The sequence below is a fragment of the Vibrio sp. 1288 genome (genome assembly GCF_033344475.1).
The window spans coordinates 19,671-37,387 of record NZ_JAWPOX010000034.1 but is presented as its reverse complement, the minus strand read 5'-3'; the positions used below and the strand labels follow the sequence as shown (position 1 = coordinate 37,387).

The following is a 17,717-nucleotide window of genomic DNA, read 5'->3' as shown; positions in this document are numbered from 1 at the left end:
CTGTTGGAAAACGCTGTGCTCACAGCTCAGCGTTTTTTTATGTTAGTCTATCCAACTGATGGAACTCAATTAACTCCCTATGCAAAATTCTCAAGCCTTCTCTGATTCCCTTCCTAAGCATATTGCCATCATTATGGACGGTAATGGCCGTTGGGCTAAGTCCAAAGGAAAACCTCGCGTATTTGGTCATAAAAAAGGCGTTAGTGCCGTTCGTAAGACCGTGGCTGCTGCTTCAAAACTAGGCATTAGAGCCATGACGCTGTTTGCTTTTAGTAGTGAAAACTGGCGTCGTCCGGAGGAAGAAGTGGGTCTTTTGATGGAACTGTTTATCACGGTCCTGTCTAGTGAAGTAAAAAAACTACACAAAAATAACTTACGGTTGCGCGTGATCGGTGATACCAGTCGATTTAGTGAGCGTCTACAAAAGAAAATTGTAGAAGCAGAAAACCTAACGGCAGATAACACGGGTATGGTGATCAACATTGCAGCCAACTATGGCGGTAAATGGGACATCACAGAAGCTGCTAAAACGTTAGCGCTAAAAGCACGTAACGGTGAAATTCGTGTAGAGGATATCAATGAGCAGCTAATCACTGAGCATTTGACCATGGCAGACCTACCGGAAGTGGATCTTTTAATTCGCACCAGTGGAGAGTGCCGCATCAGCAACTTTATGTTGTGGCAAATGGCTTATGCAGAAATGTACTTTACACCAGAGTACTGGCCAGAATTCGATGAAGACAGTTTGGTAGAAGCTGTGACTTGGTTTATCAACCGAGAACGTCGTTTTGGCTGTACAGGTGAACAAATAAAGGCATTGATGGCAGCTCAATAAGGACTAGTTAGTTTGAAACAGAGAATAATAACAGCACTAATTTTAGCTCCCCTGGTTATTTTAGGCATTTTTAAATTACCGCTAATGGGCTTTATTGCCGCTTTAACTGCAATAACGCTATTAGGTTTTTGGGAGTGGACTCAGTTTACAGGAAGCAACTCTCGCATTGCTGCCCTTGTGCCGGCAATCATTATTACCGGACTTAGTTTTCTATACATCTCGCCTGATGCATATAGCCTCAATCACTTAACGACACCTCATTATGTCGTCTTGGGTATTGGTTTTGTTTGGTGGATTATTGCTAGCTTAATGGCGATTACTTACCCCAAAACGACGAAATCTTGGCAAAGTAATTTTGTTTTACGTCATGTATTTGGTTTTCTGACATTAATCCCATTCCTTTGGAGTGTGATTATTCTCAGAGCGTATGACATCACTGTAGATCCATACCACGGCGCAAAGCTTGTGTTGTACGTTTGTTTCTTGGTATGGGCTGCAGATAGCGGCGCCTACTTTGCAGGCAAAAGCTTAGGCAAACGTAAGATGGCTCCTCATGTAAGCCCCAATAAAACTATTGAAGGGCTAATTGGTGGCATTATCACGGCATTAATCGTAGCGTGGGCATTTGCTGATTGGTTCGACATCCAGTTCACTAGCCCTGTCCATATGGTGCTGATTACGCTGGTTACTGTCGTTATTTCAGTGCTTGGTGATCTGGTTGAAAGTATGTTCAAACGTGTCTCAGGCATTAAAGACAGCAGTAACATTATCCCAGGGCACGGTGGTGTGCTAGATCGTATCGACAGCCTAACCGCAGCATTCCCAGTTTTTGCTCTTCTTTACTACGTATTCTAATTTATCAGGAGCGGCGTCGTCGCTCCTGAGCTTTCTAACGGTCTTACAACATGCAAAAGTTAACGATTCTTGGTGCTACTGGATCAATTGGTGCAAGCACGCTTAAAGTGGTCGAACAAAACCCAGATCTGTTTTCTGTCGTTGCCTTAGCGGCAAGCACTAACGTTGAAAAGATGATCGGTCTATGTTGTCAGTGGCAACCTAAATATGCGGTCATGGCAGATAAAGCTGCGGCGTCTCAACTTCAAGCTGAGCTACACTTGGTTTCGCCAGGTACCGAAGTGCTAGGTGGTACTGATGCGCTATGTCATATAGCTTCGCTGGACGAGGTCGACAGTGTAATGGCTGCTATTGTAGGAGCCGCTGGCTTATTGCCAACCATGGCTGCCGTGAAAGCAGGTAAGCGAGTCTTGTTGGCAAATAAAGAAGCACTTGTAATGTCAGGCCAGCTATTTATTGATGCTGTAGAAGAATTTGGCGCAGAGCTACTTCCCGTCGACAGTGAACACAACGCCATTTTCCAATGTTTACCACAGCAAGTACAAACCAATCTAGGTCGTTGCAATTTACAAGAACATGGCATTTCTCATATTTTGTTGACTGGATCTGGTGGTCCTTTCCGTTACACTGACATCGCAGAACTGGAGCAGGTGACACCCGCTCAGGCGATTGCTCATCCAAACTGGTCGATGGGGCCAAAAATTTCTGTTGACTCTGCCACGATGATGAATAAAGGCCTTGAGTATATCGAAGCTAAGTGGCTATTTAATGCTGCTCGCGAACAACTGAAGGTGGTTATTCACCCTCAATCGGTAATTCATTCTATGGTTCAGTATCGTGATGGTTCGGTCTTGGCACAAATGGGAGAAGCGGATATGGCGACGCCAATTGCGCTCACCATGTCATACCCGTCAAGAGTGGAAGCTGGGGTTAAGCCGCTAGACTTCACGAAAGTTGGTGAGCTGACGTTTTTGCAGCCTGATTTTGCTCGTTACCCATGTTTAAAACTCGCAATTGATGCCTGTTATGAAGGTCAACACGCAACAACAGCATTGAACGCAGCTAATGAAGTCGCTGTTGATGCATTTTTAAATAACAGACTAGGTTTTACCGATATTGCTCGCATCAATGAGTCTGTGTTGAATAAAATCAACGCAAGCTGCAAAGCTGAGAATGCGAATAGCTTGGAAAGCTTGCTCGAGCTAGATAGAATGGCACGAACTATTGCCCTAGAAACCATACGCGAGCGTAGCTGATGACTGGTATATTGTGGAATCTCATTTCTTTTATCGTCGCACTGGGCATTCTTGTTGCCGTGCACGAATTTGGGCATTTTTGGGTTGCTCGCCGTTGCGGCGTTAAAGTTGAAAAGTTTTCAATCGGTTTCGGCAAGTCTATTTGGAGTAAAGTAGGCAAAGACGGAACGGAGTACAGCATCTCAATGATCCCTCTCGGCGGCTATGTGAAAATGGTTGCTAGCCGTGTCGATGAGGTGCCAGAACATGAGAAGCACCTAGCGTTTGATAAGAAGCCGTTATGGAAGCGAACCTCTATTGTTGCGGCTGGCCCCATCTTTAATTTTCTTTTCGCAATTTTTGCCTATTGGCTGGTATTTCTAATTGGTATCCCGGCTGTTAAGCCTGTAATTGGTGAAGTTACGCCCAATTCGATTGTTGCGGAAGCTGGAATTGAATCTGGAATGGAACTTAAATCGATATCTGGTATCAAAACTCCGGATTGGGAATCAGTAAATATGGGATTGATTTCTCATATTGGCGATGATTTGATGACGGTAACACTAACGTCAGCGAATGAAGTTGGTTCAGAAGTAACGAAAACGCTCGATTTACGTGAGTGGAAGTTCGACCCAGAAACTCAGTCAGCGATGCAGTCGTTAGGTTTTACTCCGTATACACCGGAGGTGTATCGAGTTATCGAGCAGGTCTCGCAAGGTGGAGCGGCGGAAAAAGCTGGTGTGCTTCCAGGTGATGAGGTTGTCGCAATTGGTCAACAACGCGTAACCGAATGGAAGCAAGTGGTTGAAGCGGTTCGTTCTAATCCTGATACACCGCTTGAATTGACGGTGTTACGTCAGGGTTATGAGCAAACATTGACGCTGACGCCCGGTAGCCGTGAGCTAGCTAACAAAGAAGTCGTTGGTTTTGCAGGTATTGCACCTAAAGTCGCAGAATGGCCAGAAAGTTATCGCTTCGATCTTCAGTTTGGTGTATTCGAGTCAATAGGTAAAGCAGTAGACAAAACTGGCCAAGTCATTGGTTTGACAATCAGCATGCTTAAGAAGCTGATTGTTGGAGACGTTGGTCTGAATAATCTGAGTGGACCAATATCAATAGCCAAAGGCGCAGGCGCGACAGCAGATTATGGTTTGGTCTACTTTTTAGGTTTTCTCGCTCTAATTAGTGTTAACCTAGGTATTATTAATCTCGTTCCTTTACCAATGTTGGATGGCGGTCATTTGTTGTTTTTTGCAATTGAAGCAGTCATTCGACGTCCTGTTCCTGAGAAAGTGCAGGAAATGGGCTTTAGAATTGGTGGTGCGATCATCTTCTCGCTCATGGCGTTAGCGCTATTTAATGATTTTACTCGTCTGTGATAGTTCAGAGACAAAAGCAGTAGCAAGGAATAATTAGAACAAGTATGGCGATTAAGCGAATTCTATTTGCAAGTTTACTGGCGACCAGTGTATCTGCAAATGGAGCAGAGAACTTCGTAGTTCAAGATATTGAAATCGATGGATTGCAGCGTGTAGCACTGGGTGCTGCATTGTTGAAAATGCCTGTACGTGTCGGTGATACCATTGGCCAAGGCGATGTTGCAGAAATTATCCGCGCCCTGTATGCATCTGGTAACTTTGAAGATGTGAAAGTGTTGCGTGACGGTGGTGTTCTGATGGTTCAAGTCAAAGAACGTCCTACCATTGCAAGCATCTCTTTTTCAGGTAACAAAGCAATCAAGGACGAGCAGCTACAAGAAAACCTGAACGCGTCTGGCGTTCGTGAAGGTGAAGCGCTTGACCGCACCACGCTAAGCAACATTGAAAAAGGCTTAGAAGACTTTTACTACAGCGTAGGTAAATACAACGCAACAGTAAAAGCGGTGGTGACTCCACTACCACGTAATCGTTCTGATCTTAAGTTTGTCTTTACTGAAGGTGTGTCGGCAAAAATTCAGCAAATCAACTTTATCGGTAATGAAGTGTTCAGTGATGAAGAACTGCTTTCGCGCTTTAACTTAAATGTTGATGTGCCGTGGTGGAATTTCCTTTCTGATGAAAAGTATCAAAAGCAAGTTCTTGCAGGTGATATTGAAGCACTCAAATCATTCTACCTGGATCGTGGTTACTTAAAATTTAACGTTGATTCGACACAAGTTGCAATCTCTCCTGACAAGAAAGGGGTATACATTACTCTTGGTCTAGAAGAGGGCGAGGTTTACACCGTTAAGGACGTGAAGTTCCGTGGTGATTTGATTGGCGAGGAAGCGACGTTCGAAAGACTTGTGCCATTTGAAGACAATGAGACATACAACGGCTCGTTGGTTACTTCAATGGAAGAAGGGATTAAGCGTGTGCTTGGTGAGTCCGGTTATGCTTATCCTCAAGTGAATACCATTCCTGAGTTTGACGACGAGAATCAAGAAGTTTCTTTGGTCGTTAACGTAGATCCGGGTAACCGAATTTATGTTCGTGACATTCGCTTCACGGGTAATAACTCAACCAAAGATGAAGTCCTTCGTCGTGAAATGCGTCAGATGGAAGGCAGTTGGTTGAACTCGAAATCGATTGAAACGGGTAAAACTCGTCTAAATCGTTTGGGCTACTTTGAAAATGTTGAAGTACAGACGGTTCGAGTTCCTGGTAGTGATGATCAAGTTGACCTAGTTTACTCTGTCAAAGAAGCGAACTCTGGTAGCGTTAACTTCGGTGTTGGCTACGGCACAGAATCGGGTGTGAGCTTCCAGGTTGGCCTGCAACAAGATAACTTCATTGGTAGTGGTAACCGTGTTGGTATCAACGCGATGATGAATGACTACCAGAAAAACATCAGTCTAGATTACCGTGATCCGTACTGGAACTTAGACGGTGTAAGCTTAGGTGGTAAGGTTTTCTATAACGAATTTGAAGCGAAAGAAGCCAATATCGTTGACTATACCAACGAAAGCTATGGCGCGAGCTTAACGTGGGGTTTCCCATTCGATGAGTTGAACCGTTTTGAATTCGGTGTCGGTTATACGCACAACAAGATCGGTAACTTATCGCCTTACTTACAGGTAGAGCAGTTCTTACGAGCACAAGCAGACAACATTGATTCTAGTGGAGCGTTGAACACAAACGATTTCGACTTCAATATCTCTTGGACACGTAATAACTTAAACCGTGGCTACTTCCCTACGGCAGGTAACCATCAGCGTGCATTCTATAAAATGACCGTACCTGGCTCTGACGTTCAATACTTCAAAATGCAGTACGATGTTCGTCAGTATGTGCCATTGACTAAAAAGCACGAGTTTACCCTCTTGTTCCGTGGCCGCTTAGGTTACGGTAATGGTTACGGTCAAACGGATGGCAACGATAACTTGTTCCCATTCTACGAAAACTACTACGCAGGTGGCTTTACATCGCTTCGTGGCTTTGGCTCAAACTCTGTTGGTCCTAAAGCGGTTTACCGTGATACATCTGGTTCAAACAATGGCGCAGATACAGCAACAGATGACTCTGTTGGTGGTAACGCCGTAGCGCTAGCAAGTGTTGAGTTGATTGTCCCAACACCATTTGCATCAGAAGAAGTACAAAACCAAATTCGTACCAGTATCTTCTTTGATATGGCAAGTGTTTGGGATACGGAGTTTGACTACCGCGATTCAGGTGCGGAATATGGTGACCGTTACTACTACGATTACTCAGATCCAACCAACTACCGCTCTTCTTACGGTGCGGCGTTGCAGTGGATGTCTCCAATGGGGCCACTAGTCTTCTCACTAGCGAAACCAATTAAGAAATTTGATGGCGATGATGAAGAGTTCTTCACATTCACTATCGGTAGAACTTTCTAAAGAGGAAAATATTTTGAATAAAATGATCAAAGCGGCTGGGATTGGCCTTCTTGTACTGAGCTCTTCAATGTTTGCAAATGCGGCAGAAGCTGCACAGAAAATTGCTTACGTAAATACAGCTCAAGTCTTTCAAGCTCTTCCTCAACGTGAAGTTGTACTACAAAAAATGCAGAAAGACTTCAAAAGCAAAGCTGATGAACTGAAGTCAATCCAAGCACAAGCTAAAACAAAGATTGAGAAGCTACAACGTGACGGCGAGCTTTTGGGTCAAGACGAAGTTGAAAAGCTACGTATCGATATCGCGAAGCTAGACAGCGAGTACAAAGTGAAAGCACAAGCACTTGAAAAAGCAAGTGCGCGTCGTGAAGCTGAAGAAAAAGCGAAGCTTTTCAAAACGATTCAAGATGCAGTTAAGAAAGTCGCAGACAAAAATGGTTACGATCTTGTGATTGATATCTCTGCTTTGCAGTACGGCAAGCCAGAATACAATATCTCTGAAGACGTAATTAAAGCTCTAAAATAAGAAGTTATGAAGACATTGACATTAGCCGAATTGGCGACAATTACCGGGGGTGAGCTGTTTGGTGACGAGTCTCTCGTTGTAAGCCGTGTTGCCCCAATGGATAAAGCACAAGAAGGTGACGTAACCTTCTTGTCTAACCCAAAATACGCAAAACACCTTTCTGAGTGCCAAGCTACCGTTGTTATGGTAAAGGCTGAGCATAAAGATCAATGCGTTGGAAATGCGCTAGTGGTTTCAGACCCTTATGTCGCATTTGCTCGTGTGGTTCAAGCGATGGATACCACACCAAAACCGGCAGACGATATTGCACCAAGTGCTGTGATTGCCGCTGACGTTAAGATGGGTGAGAACGTTACAATCGGCGCTAACGCTGTGATTGAAACGGGCGTAGAACTCGGCGATAACGTAAGCGTTGGCGCTGGTTGTTTTATCGGTAAGAACGCCAAGCTAGGGAATAACACCAAGCTTTGGGCTAATGTCACTATCTACCATGAAGTGTCATTAGGTGATGACTGTCTTGTTCAATCGGGTACCGTCATTGGCTCTGATGGCTTCGGTTATGCGAATGACAAAGGCGAGTGGATCAAAATCCCTCAGCTTGGTTCAGTGCGTATCGGTAACCGCGTTGAGATTGGTGCTTGTACTACGATTGACCGCGGTGCACTCGAAGATACTATCATTGAAGACAATGTCATTCTGGATAACCAACTTCAAATCGCGCACAACGTGCAGATCGGATATGGTACCGTGATGCCTGGTGGTACTATTGTCGCGGGCAGTACAAAAATTGGTAAGTACTGCCAGATTGGCGGCGCGTCTGTTCTGAATGGCCATATCACTATCGCAGATGGTGTGGCGATTACAGGTATGGGCATGGTAATGCGCAGTATCGAAGAAAAAGGCCTTTACTCATCAGGTATTCCACTACAAACGAACAGAGAGTGGCGTAAAACTGCAACTCGAGTTCACCGTATTGATGAGATGAATAAGCGCCTGAAAGCGGTTGAAAAACAGCTGGAACAGAAAGAAGAAATTTAGAACAAGTTATCTTTCGCTCTGTATTTAACGTGAAAGCTAACAGGCTCTAGTTCCATATTCTGTACGAAGACTCGCGAAATGCGGGTCTTTTTCTTCTATAATGACGCGCTCTAAGTAGATTTAACTCCAAGATGGTGCGTATTTTGCTAGTATATTGCAAAGCGATTCGGCTTTACGACCTGTTGCCACGTTTGCCATCTTGGCGGCAAAAAATTGATATAGGAAGACGACTTTGACTACTGAAAAGAAAACGATGAACATCTCTGAAATTCAAGAGCTACTACCTCATCGCTACCCATTCTTATTGATCGACCGAGTGATAGACTTCCAAGAAGAGAAGTACCTTCACGCGATTAAAAACGTGTCGGTTAACGAACCTCAGTTCACAGGTCACTTTCCTCAACTACCAGTATTCCCAGGTGTTTTGATTTTAGAAGCAATGGCTCAGGCAACAGGCTTACTTGCATTTAAATCATTTGGTGCACCAACAGAAAATGAACTGTACTACTTTGCAAGCGTAGACGGCGCGAAATTCCGTAAACCAGTGGTTCCGGGCGACCAATTGGTTATTGAGGTAGAATTTCTGAAAGAACGTCGCGGCATTGCTGCATTTAGCGGTGTAGCAAAAGTTGACGGCGAAGTGGTATGTTCTGCAGAACTGAAGTGTGCTCGTCGAGAGTTTTAATATGATTCATGAAACCGCTAAAATCCACCCGGCAGCGGTGGTAGAAGAGGGCGCCAAAATTGGTGCTAACGTAACAGTAGGTCCTTTTACGTACATCACCTCTACGGTTGAAATTGGTGAAGGCACAGAAGTGATGTCTCACGTTGTGATCAAAGGTCACACAACTATTGGCAAAGATAACCGTATTTTCCCACATGCTGTCATTGGTGAAGAAAACCAAGACAAAAAATACGGTGGTGAAGACACAACTGTGGTTATCGGTGACCGTAACGTCATTCGTGAAGCGGTCCAAGTTCACCGCGGCACAGTGCAAGACAAAGCAACCACGATCATTGGTGATGACAACTTATTGTGTGTGAATGCACACGTTGCGCATGATGTTGTTATTGGTAACCACACTCATATCGGTAATAACTCGATTCTTGGTGGTCACGTTACTGTTGATGACTATGCCGGTGTGATGGCACTGTCTGCGATTCATCCGTTTTGTACAGTGGGCGCTTACGCATACATTGGCGGCTGTTCAGCTGTGGTGCAAGATGTCCCAGCTTATGTACTCGCGCAAGGTAACCACGCTACTCCATTCGGCTTGAACCTTGTTGGCTTGAAGCGTAATGGCTTTGAGAAACCAGAGATTCGTGCGCTACAAAAAGCGTATAAAGAAATCTACCGTTCAGGTAAGACGCTAGAAGAAGTGAAGCCTATTCTGGCTGAAATGGCTCAAGAGTGGCCGGCTGTGAAGCGTTTCTCAGATATTCTGGAAACGACGGAACGTGGCATTATTCGTTAATTGGCGAATGAACCAATAAATAAAAAGATCGTGACCAAATTTGAGGTTACGATCTTTTTGTGTTTTATGGATAAGGCAAACCGTTATCCATAGCGCACAGGAAAAATAGCGAAGTAGATATGGAAAGACCATTACGTATTGGCATCATTGCCGGAGAATTGTCTGGCGATACGCTAGGTGAAGGCTTTATCAAAGCAGTAAAGCAACAATATCCAGACGCAGAGTTCGTAGGCATTGGTGGTCCGAAAATGATAGCCCAAGGTTGCGAGTCTCTGTTTGATATGGAAGAGCTTGCGGTGATGGGATTAGTCGAGGTTTTAGGCCGCTTACCGAGACTTCTTAAAGTGAAAGCTGAGCTCGTTCAGTATTTTACTCAGAATCCGCCTGATGTTTTCATCGGGATCGATGCTCCTGACTTCAACTTACGCCTGGAGCTTGACCTCAAGCAAGCGGGCATTAAAACCGTTCATTACGTGAGTCCGTCTGTTTGGGCTTGGCGTCAGAAGCGCATCTTTAAAATAGAAGCGGCAACGAACTTGGTGCTAGCATTTCTTCCGTTTGAGAAAGCGTTCTACGACAAATTTAATGTACCTTGCGAGTTCATTGGTCATACCTTGGCTGATGCCATCCCACTAGAATCAGAACAAGCGCCTGCACGTGAGTTGCTTGGTTTAGAACAAGATAAAAAGTGGCTTGCTGTCCTGCCAGGCAGTCGTGGTAGCGAGTTAAAAATGCTCTCAGAGCCATTTATTGAAACCTGCAAGTTACTCCATAAAAAATTTCCAGAACTGGGGTTTGTTGTCGCGCTTGTTAATCAAAAACGCCGTGAGCAGTTTGAACAAGCATGGAAAGAGCTAGCGCCAGAGTTGGACTTCAAGTTAGTTGATGACACCGCACGCAACGTCATCACCGCATCCGATTCCGTGATGTTGGCCTCCGGTACCGTAGCGTTGGAGTGTATGCTTCTCAAGCGTCCAATGGTGGTGGGTTATCGTGTGAATGCATTTACTGCTTTCTTAGCTAAACGTCTATTGAAAACGAAGTATGTGTCATTGCCGAATATCTTGGCGGATGATGAGCTCGTCAAAGAATATCTACAAGATGAGTGCACACCAGACAATTTGTTTACTGAGGTTTCTCGCTTATTGGAAAGCGACAATAAACCGATGTTAGATAAGTTTACGGAAATGCATCATTGGATCCGTAAAGATGCGGATCAACAAGCCGCAAACGCGGTTCTAAAACTGATTGAAAAATAGAGATTTATCATGGCTGTTAAACCAAAAGCGACCAAAACCAAAGTTGAACTCCCTCCGTTTGAATATCCGCAAGGTTACCAGCTTGTGGCCGGAGTCGACGAGGTAGGACGTGGCCCTTTGGTGGGAGACGTCGTCACCGCTGCGGTTATCCTTGATCCTCACAATCCTATTGAAGGGTTGAACGATTCGAAAAAATTGACCGAAAAGAAACGCATGGCGTTGCTTCCTGAAATCAAAGAAAAAGCATTGGCGTGGGCGGTCGGGCGTTGTTCTCCTGAAGAAATTGATCAACTGAATATTTTACAGGCGACTATGGTTGCGATGCAGCGTGCAGTGGCGGGGTTACAGGTTCAACCTGATTTGGTGTTGATTGATGGTAACCGTTGTCCGGAGCTGCCAATGGATGCTCAAGCTGTAGTAAAAGGCGATCTACATGTTGCCGAAATCAGTGCGGCTTCCATTATTGCCAAAGTCGTGCGTGACCAAGAGATGGAAGAGTTGGATAAACTTCATCCACAATTTGGCTTCGCGAAGCACAAAGGTTACCCAACTAAAGCGCACTTTGAAGCGATTGAGCAACACGGAGTGATCAGTGAACACCGCAAGAGTTTCAAGCCAGTAAAAAAAGCGTTAAGCATAGAATAATCAAACGATCTAATTGGTGTTATAAACCCAACCTCTTTAGGTTAGAATCCCCAACAAAATAGAGTTACACGGTACCTGTTAATGTCAGATCCCAAATTCATCCACCTGCGTGTTCATAGTGACTTCTCGATGGTGGATGGCCTCAACAAAGTTCCGCCAATCGTAAAGAAAGTTGCTGAGCTCGGTATGCCCGCAATGGCGTTGACCGACTTTACCAACCTATGTGGTTTGGTGAAGTTTTACGGTACGGCGCATGGCAGTGGTGTTAAACCGATCATTGGTGCTGACTTTAAAATGCAGTCGGACGAGTTTGGTGAAGAGCTGACACAAGTGACTTTGCTTGCGGCGGATAATGTAGGTTATAAGAACCTGACGTTATTGATATCAAAAGCGTACTTACGTGGACATGTTCAACACCACCCAGTGATTGACAAAGCCTGGTTGGCTGAAATGTCTGAAGGCCTGATTGTATTATCCGGCGGTAAAAGCGGAGAAATTGGTCGCGGCCTTTTGAAAGGCAACCGTCAAATAGTGCAAGGGTGTGTTGATTTCTATAAACAGCATTTTCCAGATCGCTTTTATCTTGAGCTACTTCGTACCGGTCGTCCAGATGAAGAAACTTATCTTCACTTTGCGGTTGAATTGGCAGAGCAGCAAGACTTGCCAGTAGTGGCGACCAATGAAGTTGTATTCCTGAGTCCAGACCTATTTGATGCTCATGAAATACGCGTAGCGATTCACGATGGTTACACATTAGAAGATCCGCGTAGGCCAAAAAACTACAGTCCGCAGCAATATCTTCGTACAGAAGAAGAAATGTGCGAGCTGTTTGCTGATATTCCTGAAGCGTTAGAAAACAGTGTCGAGATAGCGAAGCGTTGTAACGTGACTGTGCGCTTAGGGGAGTACTTCCTACCAGCTTTCCCAACCGAAGGGATGAAAGAGACTGAGTTCCTAGTCATGAAATCCCGAGAGGGGTTGGAAGAGCGTTTAGAGTTCCTATTTCCAGATGAGGAAGAGAGAAAACGTCGCCGCCCTGAATATGATGAACGTCTTCAGATAGAGCTAGATGTTATCAACCAAATGGGATTTCCTGGTTACTTCTTGATCGTAATGGAGTTCATCCAGTGGTCAAAAGATAATGGAATTCCTGTCGGTCCTGGACGTGGTTCCGGTGCTGGTTCTTTGGTGGCTTACGCACTAAAAATCACCGATCTGGATCCACTAGAATACGACTTGCTGTTCGAACGTTTCTTGAACCCAGAACGTGTTTCGATGCCCGATTTCGACGTCGATTTCTGTATGGATAAACGTGACCAGGTTATTGACCACGTTGCGGAAATGTACGGTCGTGACGCGGTGTCTCAGATCATCACGTTTGGTACCATGGCGGCAAAAGCGGTAATCCGTGACGTTGGCCGCGTATTGGGCCACCCATTTGGTTTTGTTGATCGTATTTCAAAGCTGATCCCGCCCGATCCAGGCATGACACTAGATAAAGCGTTTAAAGCTGAACCTGCACTACCTGAATTGTATGAGGCCGATGAGGAAGTTAAAGAACTCATCGACATGTGTCATATTTTGGAAGGCTGTACGCGAAACGCCGGTAAACACGCTGGTGGCGTTGTAATTTCACCTACAACAATTACCGATTTTGCGCCAATTTATGCAGACGCTGAAGGTCACTTTCCGGTTACTCAATTTGATAAAAACGATGTTGAGACCGCTGGCCTAGTTAAGTTTGACTTCTTGGGTTTACGTACCTTAACCATTATTGACTGGGCGTTAGGGCTGATTAACCCACGCCTAGAGCGAGAAGGGAAAGAACCGGTTCAAATTGAATCCATACCGTTAGAAGACCCTGCCTCTTTCCGTTTGTTGCAAAACTCTGAAACGACAGCAGTATTCCAGCTTGAATCTCGAGGCATGAAAGAGCTGATCAAACGACTTCAGCCAGACTGTTTCGAAGACATCATCGCATTGGTAGCACTCTTCCGTCCGGGTCCTTTGCAATCGGGCATGGTAGATAACTTTATCGACCGTAAACATGGTCGAGAAGCGATCTCTTATCCAGATGAAAAGTGGCAACACGAGTCGCTAAAAGAGACGCTTGATCCAACCTACGGCATCATCCTGTACCAAGAGCAGGTAATGCAGATTGCGCAGATCTTAGCGGGTTATACGCTAGGTGGTGCGGACATGCTTCGTCGTGCAATGGGTAAGAAAAAGCCAGAAGAGATGGCAAAACAACGTGCTATCTTTGAAGAAGGTGCGATAAAGAACGGTATCGATGGCGAGTTGGCGATGAAAATCTTCGACTTGGTAGAAAAGTTCGCCGGTTATGGTTTTAACAAATCGCACTCTGCTGCTTATGCATTGGTTTCTTATCAAACTCTTTGGCTGAAAACACATTATCCTGCCGAATTTATGGCTGCGGTAATGACAGCCGATATGGATAACACGGAAAAAGTCGTTGGCTTGGTCGATGAGTGTTTCCGTATGAAGCTTACCGTGCTGCCACCAGACATCAACTCTGGCCTATATCGCTTTAATGTTGATGAAAATGGCGCAATTGTTTACGGTATTGGTGCGATAAAAGGGGTAGGTGAAGGTCCTATCGATGCTATTCTTGAGGCGAGAAATAAAGGTGGTCACTTTAAAGACCTATTTGATTTCTGTGCTCGAGTTGATCTAAAACGCGTCAATAAACGAGTGATAGAGAAGCTGATTTACGCGGGCGCGTTGGATCGACTAGGCCCACACCGTGCGGCGATGATGGCGTCACTCAATGATGCGGTAAAAGCAGCAAGTCAACATCACCAAGCTGAGGCGTTTGGTCAAACGGATATGTTTGGTGTGCTAACGGATGCACCTGAAGAAGTAGAGCATAAGTATACGCAGGTTCCGCCTTGGCCAGAAAAAGTGTGGTTAGAGGGCGAGCGTGATACCCTAGGTCTATATTTGACAGGGCACCCAATTAACGCCTACGTAAAGGAACTAAACAAATACACCAGTTGTCGACTAAAAGACGCAACGCCCACTCGCCGCGATCAATCTGTCACGGTAGCCGGCCTGGTTATTGCCGCTCGTGTAATGACGACCAAGCGTGGTACACGAATTGGTATTATGACACTGGATGACCGAAGTGGTCGCATGGAAGTGATGTTGTTCTCAGATGCGTTGGATCGATACGCTGAACTTCTCGAAAAAGACAGAATTTTGGTCGTTTCTGGACAGGTCAGCTTTGATGACTTCAACGGTGGCCTTAAAATGTCGGCGCGTGAAGTTATGGATCTCGGCAGTGCGCGCGAGAAATACGCTCGTGGTTTGTCGGTATCGATAGATGCAAATCAGATCAACGATCAGTTTTTTGAGCAGTTCAGCCGTATTTTAGAACCGCACAAAGCCGGAACCGTACCCGTCAATGTATACTACCAGCGTGCCGACGCCAGAGCGCGGTTAACATTGGGCACCGAGTGGCGAGTAACGCCAAGTGATACATTACTCGACGATTTAAAACAGTTACTTGGCAAAAGCCAGGTAGAACTCGAATTTAACTAAAAATTCAGCGCAATATGTTAGACGCTGAGTAAACAAGGATTCATAGATGAGCCTAAACTTTCTTGAATTTGAAAAGCCAATTGCAGAACTAGAAGCGAAAATTGAAGCATTACGTGATGTCTCTCGTCACGGTGGTGATTCTGCGATTGACCTGGATAAAGAAATCGAACAGCTTGAGAAGAAAAGCTTAGAGCTGAAGAAAAAAACCTTCAGCGACCTAGGCGCATGGGAAACAGCTCAACTGGCTCGTCACCCACTACGTCCTTACACGCTGGATTACATCCAACACGCTTTTGAGGAGTTTGATGAATTAGCGGGTGACCGCGCGTTTGCAGACGACAAAGCGATTGTGGGTGGCATGGCTCGCCTTGAAGGCCGCCCTGTGATGATCATTGGTCACCAAAAAGGTCGTGAAACCAAAGAGAAAGTGAAACGTAACTTTGGTATGCCAAAACCAGAAGGTTACCGTAAAGCGCTACGTTTGATGGAAATGGCAGAGCGTTTCAACATGCCGATCATCACATTTATCGACACGGCTGGCGCGTATCCAGGTGTGGGCGCAGAAGAGCGTGGTCAATCTGAAGCTATCGCGAAAAACCTAAAAGTGATGTCTGGTCTTAAAGTGCCAGTAATCTGTAACGTTGTTGGTGAAGGCGGTTCTGGTGGTGCACTAGCAATCGGTGTAGGCGACTATGTGAACATGCTTCAGTACTCTACGTACTCAGTAATTTCTCCTGAGGGTTGTGCTTCAATCTTATGGCGTGATTCAGACAAAGCGCCACAAGCGGCAGAGGCAATGGGTCTAACTGCTCCGCGTCTTAAAGAGCTTGAACTGATCGACGAAATCATTGAAGAGCCACTAGGCGGCGCTCATCGCGATCATGTTCAAATGGCAGCGAATATGAAAGCGACACTACTTCGTCAGCTAGAAGATCTAGAACAATTGGATGAAGAGACGCTACGTGAGCGTCGTTACCAGCGTCTAATGAGCTACGGTTACTGTTAATTTCGGTGATTGCTATTAAGCGTTAGCTGATATCTCAAGTGATAACAGTTAAAATAGAAAGGGTTGGATGAGAGTCCAGCCCTTTTTTGTACCTATCGGATCGCTTATGGAATCGCTTTACCTGCATTTTGCTCAAGTTCTCGGCCGCTACTATCAATTAGGCACTAAGGTTGTCTTGGCGTTTAGCGGAGGAGTGGATTCACGTCTTTTACTCGAATTACTCAGTCGCTACCAACAAGCGCACTCTGTAGAGTGTCACGCTGTGTATGTGCACCATGGTTTAAGCTCGAATGCCGATAATTGGGCCGATAAATGCTTACTTTGGGCACAACAAGTGGGGATATCGTGCTCGATCGAGCGAGTGAGCTTAGACATCAGCAATGGTGAAAGTATTGAACTTCTTGCTCGTGAAGCTCGCTACCAAGCCTTAACTAAGTACATTCAAGAAGGCGATATACTGTTGACTGGTCAACATGCCGACGATCAAATAGAGACTTTTCTCCTTGCTCTTAAGCGCGGTAGCGGGCCAAAAGGGTTATCTTCGATGGCGGAGAGTATGCCGTTTTCTTGCGGATCTCTAGTTCGACCATTGCTTACTATCAAGCGGAAGACCATCGAAGAAGCCGCTACTAAATTAGGCTTGGAGTGGGTGGAAGACGAAAGCAATCAAGATACCCGTTATGATCGTAACTTTCTTCGTCATTGTGTTATTCCTGAATTGTCTGGTCGCTGGCCGAGTATCCATCAAGCGGTTCAGCGCAGTGCAAGTTTATGTGCTCAACAAGAAGCACTATTGGATGAACTATTGAGCACGGTGTTTGAACGCGCTTTACAAACGGATCTAAGTTTGAGTATTGAAGAACTGGCTAAGCACAGTGGATTAGCGCGTGCGCGCTTGATTCGTATGTGGCTAGCTAAGCTTAATACTAGTATGCCGACTCAGGTAAAACTCAATCTTATCTGGAATGAAGTGGCATTAGCTCAGCAAGATGCCAACCCCAAACTACAACTTAAACAAGGTGAAGTGCGCCGTTTTCGAAATCGTCTCTATTGGGTAAAGGAAACGGCTGATGTCACTAAGTGGCAAAGTACGATTCAAGTTGATGCGACTTTGTCGCTGCCTGAGGGACTCGGGGAGCTGACCTTAACGACGAGTTCTAGTAACGCAACGATTGCGCTACCGAGTCAGCCAGAATTGCTTCGCGTGACCTTCAATCCGGAAGGCTTATCAGCGCATCCAACCATGCGTAATCATAGTCGAAAACTGAAGAAGTTATTCCAAGAATACAATGTGCCAAGCTGGCTGCGTCGTCAAATTCCGATTTTAATGTACCAAGACCGAGTCGTTGCTGTGGCAGATCTGTTCGTTGATCAGGCGTTTAATGGTCAAGATTGTGAACTTATTTGGCGCAGGTAATGAAAATTCATGCCACAATGTCGATTATAA

The 17,717-nt window shown here is 45.3% G+C and carries 14 protein-coding genes; all 14 read left to right on the top strand.

The features are described from left to right. The first annotated feature begins 79 nt into the window (after positions 1-79). The 14 genes from R8O11_RS20195 (at position 80) to tilS (ending at position 17,687) form a co-directional block, all read left to right on the top strand. Entirely contained in the window at positions 80-835 is a 756-nt protein-coding gene (locus R8O11_RS20195) for an isoprenyl transferase (protein WP_005380331.1), read from the top strand. A 12-nt stretch (positions 836-847) separates the two neighbouring features. Then, the gene (locus R8O11_RS20190) at positions 848-1,690 is read left to right on the top strand and encodes a phosphatidate cytidylyltransferase (protein WP_005385351.1); all 843 of its coding nucleotides are present in this window, start codon (positions 848-850) and stop codon (positions 1,688-1,690) included. Positions 1,691-1,740: 50 nt separating this feature from the next. Continuing rightward, positions 1,741-2,946: a 1-deoxy-D-xylulose-5-phosphate reductoisomerase gene (gene ispC / locus R8O11_RS20185; RefSeq protein WP_017636039.1), complete on the top strand. Its 1,206-nt coding sequence runs from the start codon at positions 1,741-1,743 to the stop codon at positions 2,944-2,946. Further along, positions 2,946-4,304: a sigma E protease regulator RseP gene (rseP, locus tag R8O11_RS20180; protein WP_318194393.1), complete on the top strand. Its 1,359-nt coding sequence runs from the start codon at positions 2,946-2,948 to the stop codon at positions 4,302-4,304. Before ispC ends, rseP begins: the two co-directional genes overlap by 1 nt. A 44-nt stretch (positions 4,305-4,348) precedes the next feature. After that, on the top strand, positions 4,349-6,763 hold the full coding sequence (bamA, locus tag R8O11_RS20175; RefSeq protein WP_005391802.1) for an outer membrane protein assembly factor BamA: 2,415 nt from the start codon (positions 4,349-4,351) through the stop codon (positions 6,761-6,763). 13 nt (positions 6,764-6,776) lie between these two features. Then, positions 6,777-7,286 (top strand): OmpH family outer membrane protein, encoded by a 510-nt coding sequence (locus R8O11_RS20170; RefSeq protein WP_005391804.1) that lies wholly within the window; start codon positions 6,777-6,779, stop codon positions 7,284-7,286. A 6-nt stretch (positions 7,287-7,292) separates the two neighbouring features. Beyond that, positions 7,293-8,324: a UDP-3-O-(3-hydroxymyristoyl)glucosamine N-acyltransferase gene (gene lpxD / locus R8O11_RS20165; RefSeq protein ID WP_005380347.1), complete on the top strand. Its 1,032-nt coding sequence runs from the start codon at positions 7,293-7,295 to the stop codon at positions 8,322-8,324. 232 nt (positions 8,325-8,556) lie between these two features. Then, complete coding sequence (gene fabZ, locus R8O11_RS20160; RefSeq protein WP_005380349.1) at positions 8,557-9,009, top strand: 3-hydroxyacyl-ACP dehydratase FabZ; 453 nt, start codon at positions 8,557-8,559, stop codon at positions 9,007-9,009. A 1-nt stretch (position 9,010) separates the two neighbouring features. Continuing rightward, entirely contained in the window at positions 9,011-9,799 is a 789-nt protein-coding gene (gene lpxA, locus R8O11_RS20155) for an acyl-ACP--UDP-N-acetylglucosamine O-acyltransferase (protein ID WP_005380357.1), read from the top strand. 119 nt (positions 9,800-9,918) lie between these two features. Continuing rightward, positions 9,919-11,058, top strand: a complete 1,140-nt coding sequence (gene lpxB, locus R8O11_RS20150) for a lipid-A-disaccharide synthase (protein WP_318084303.1) — start codon at positions 9,919-9,921, stop codon at positions 11,056-11,058. A gap of 9 nt (positions 11,059-11,067) precedes the next feature. Beyond that, entirely contained in the window at positions 11,068-11,703 is a 636-nt protein-coding gene (gene rnhB / locus R8O11_RS20145) for a ribonuclease HII (RefSeq protein ID WP_318084302.1), read from the top strand. An 81-nt stretch (positions 11,704-11,784) separates the two neighbouring features. Continuing rightward, positions 11,785-15,264: a DNA polymerase III subunit alpha gene (dnaE, locus tag R8O11_RS20140; RefSeq protein WP_005385364.1), complete on the top strand. Its 3,480-nt coding sequence runs from the start codon at positions 11,785-11,787 to the stop codon at positions 15,262-15,264. 46 nt (positions 15,265-15,310) lie between these two features. Beyond that, positions 15,311-16,270, top strand: coding sequence for an acetyl-CoA carboxylase carboxyl transferase subunit alpha (gene accA / locus R8O11_RS20135; protein ID WP_005380365.1), 960 nt, complete (start codon positions 15,311-15,313; stop codon positions 16,268-16,270). A 106-nt stretch (positions 16,271-16,376) separates the two neighbouring features. Then, entirely contained in the window at positions 16,377-17,687 is a 1,311-nt protein-coding gene (gene tilS, locus R8O11_RS20130) for a tRNA lysidine(34) synthetase TilS (protein ID WP_318194392.1), read from the top strand. Positions 17,688-17,717 lie beyond the last annotated feature (30 nt).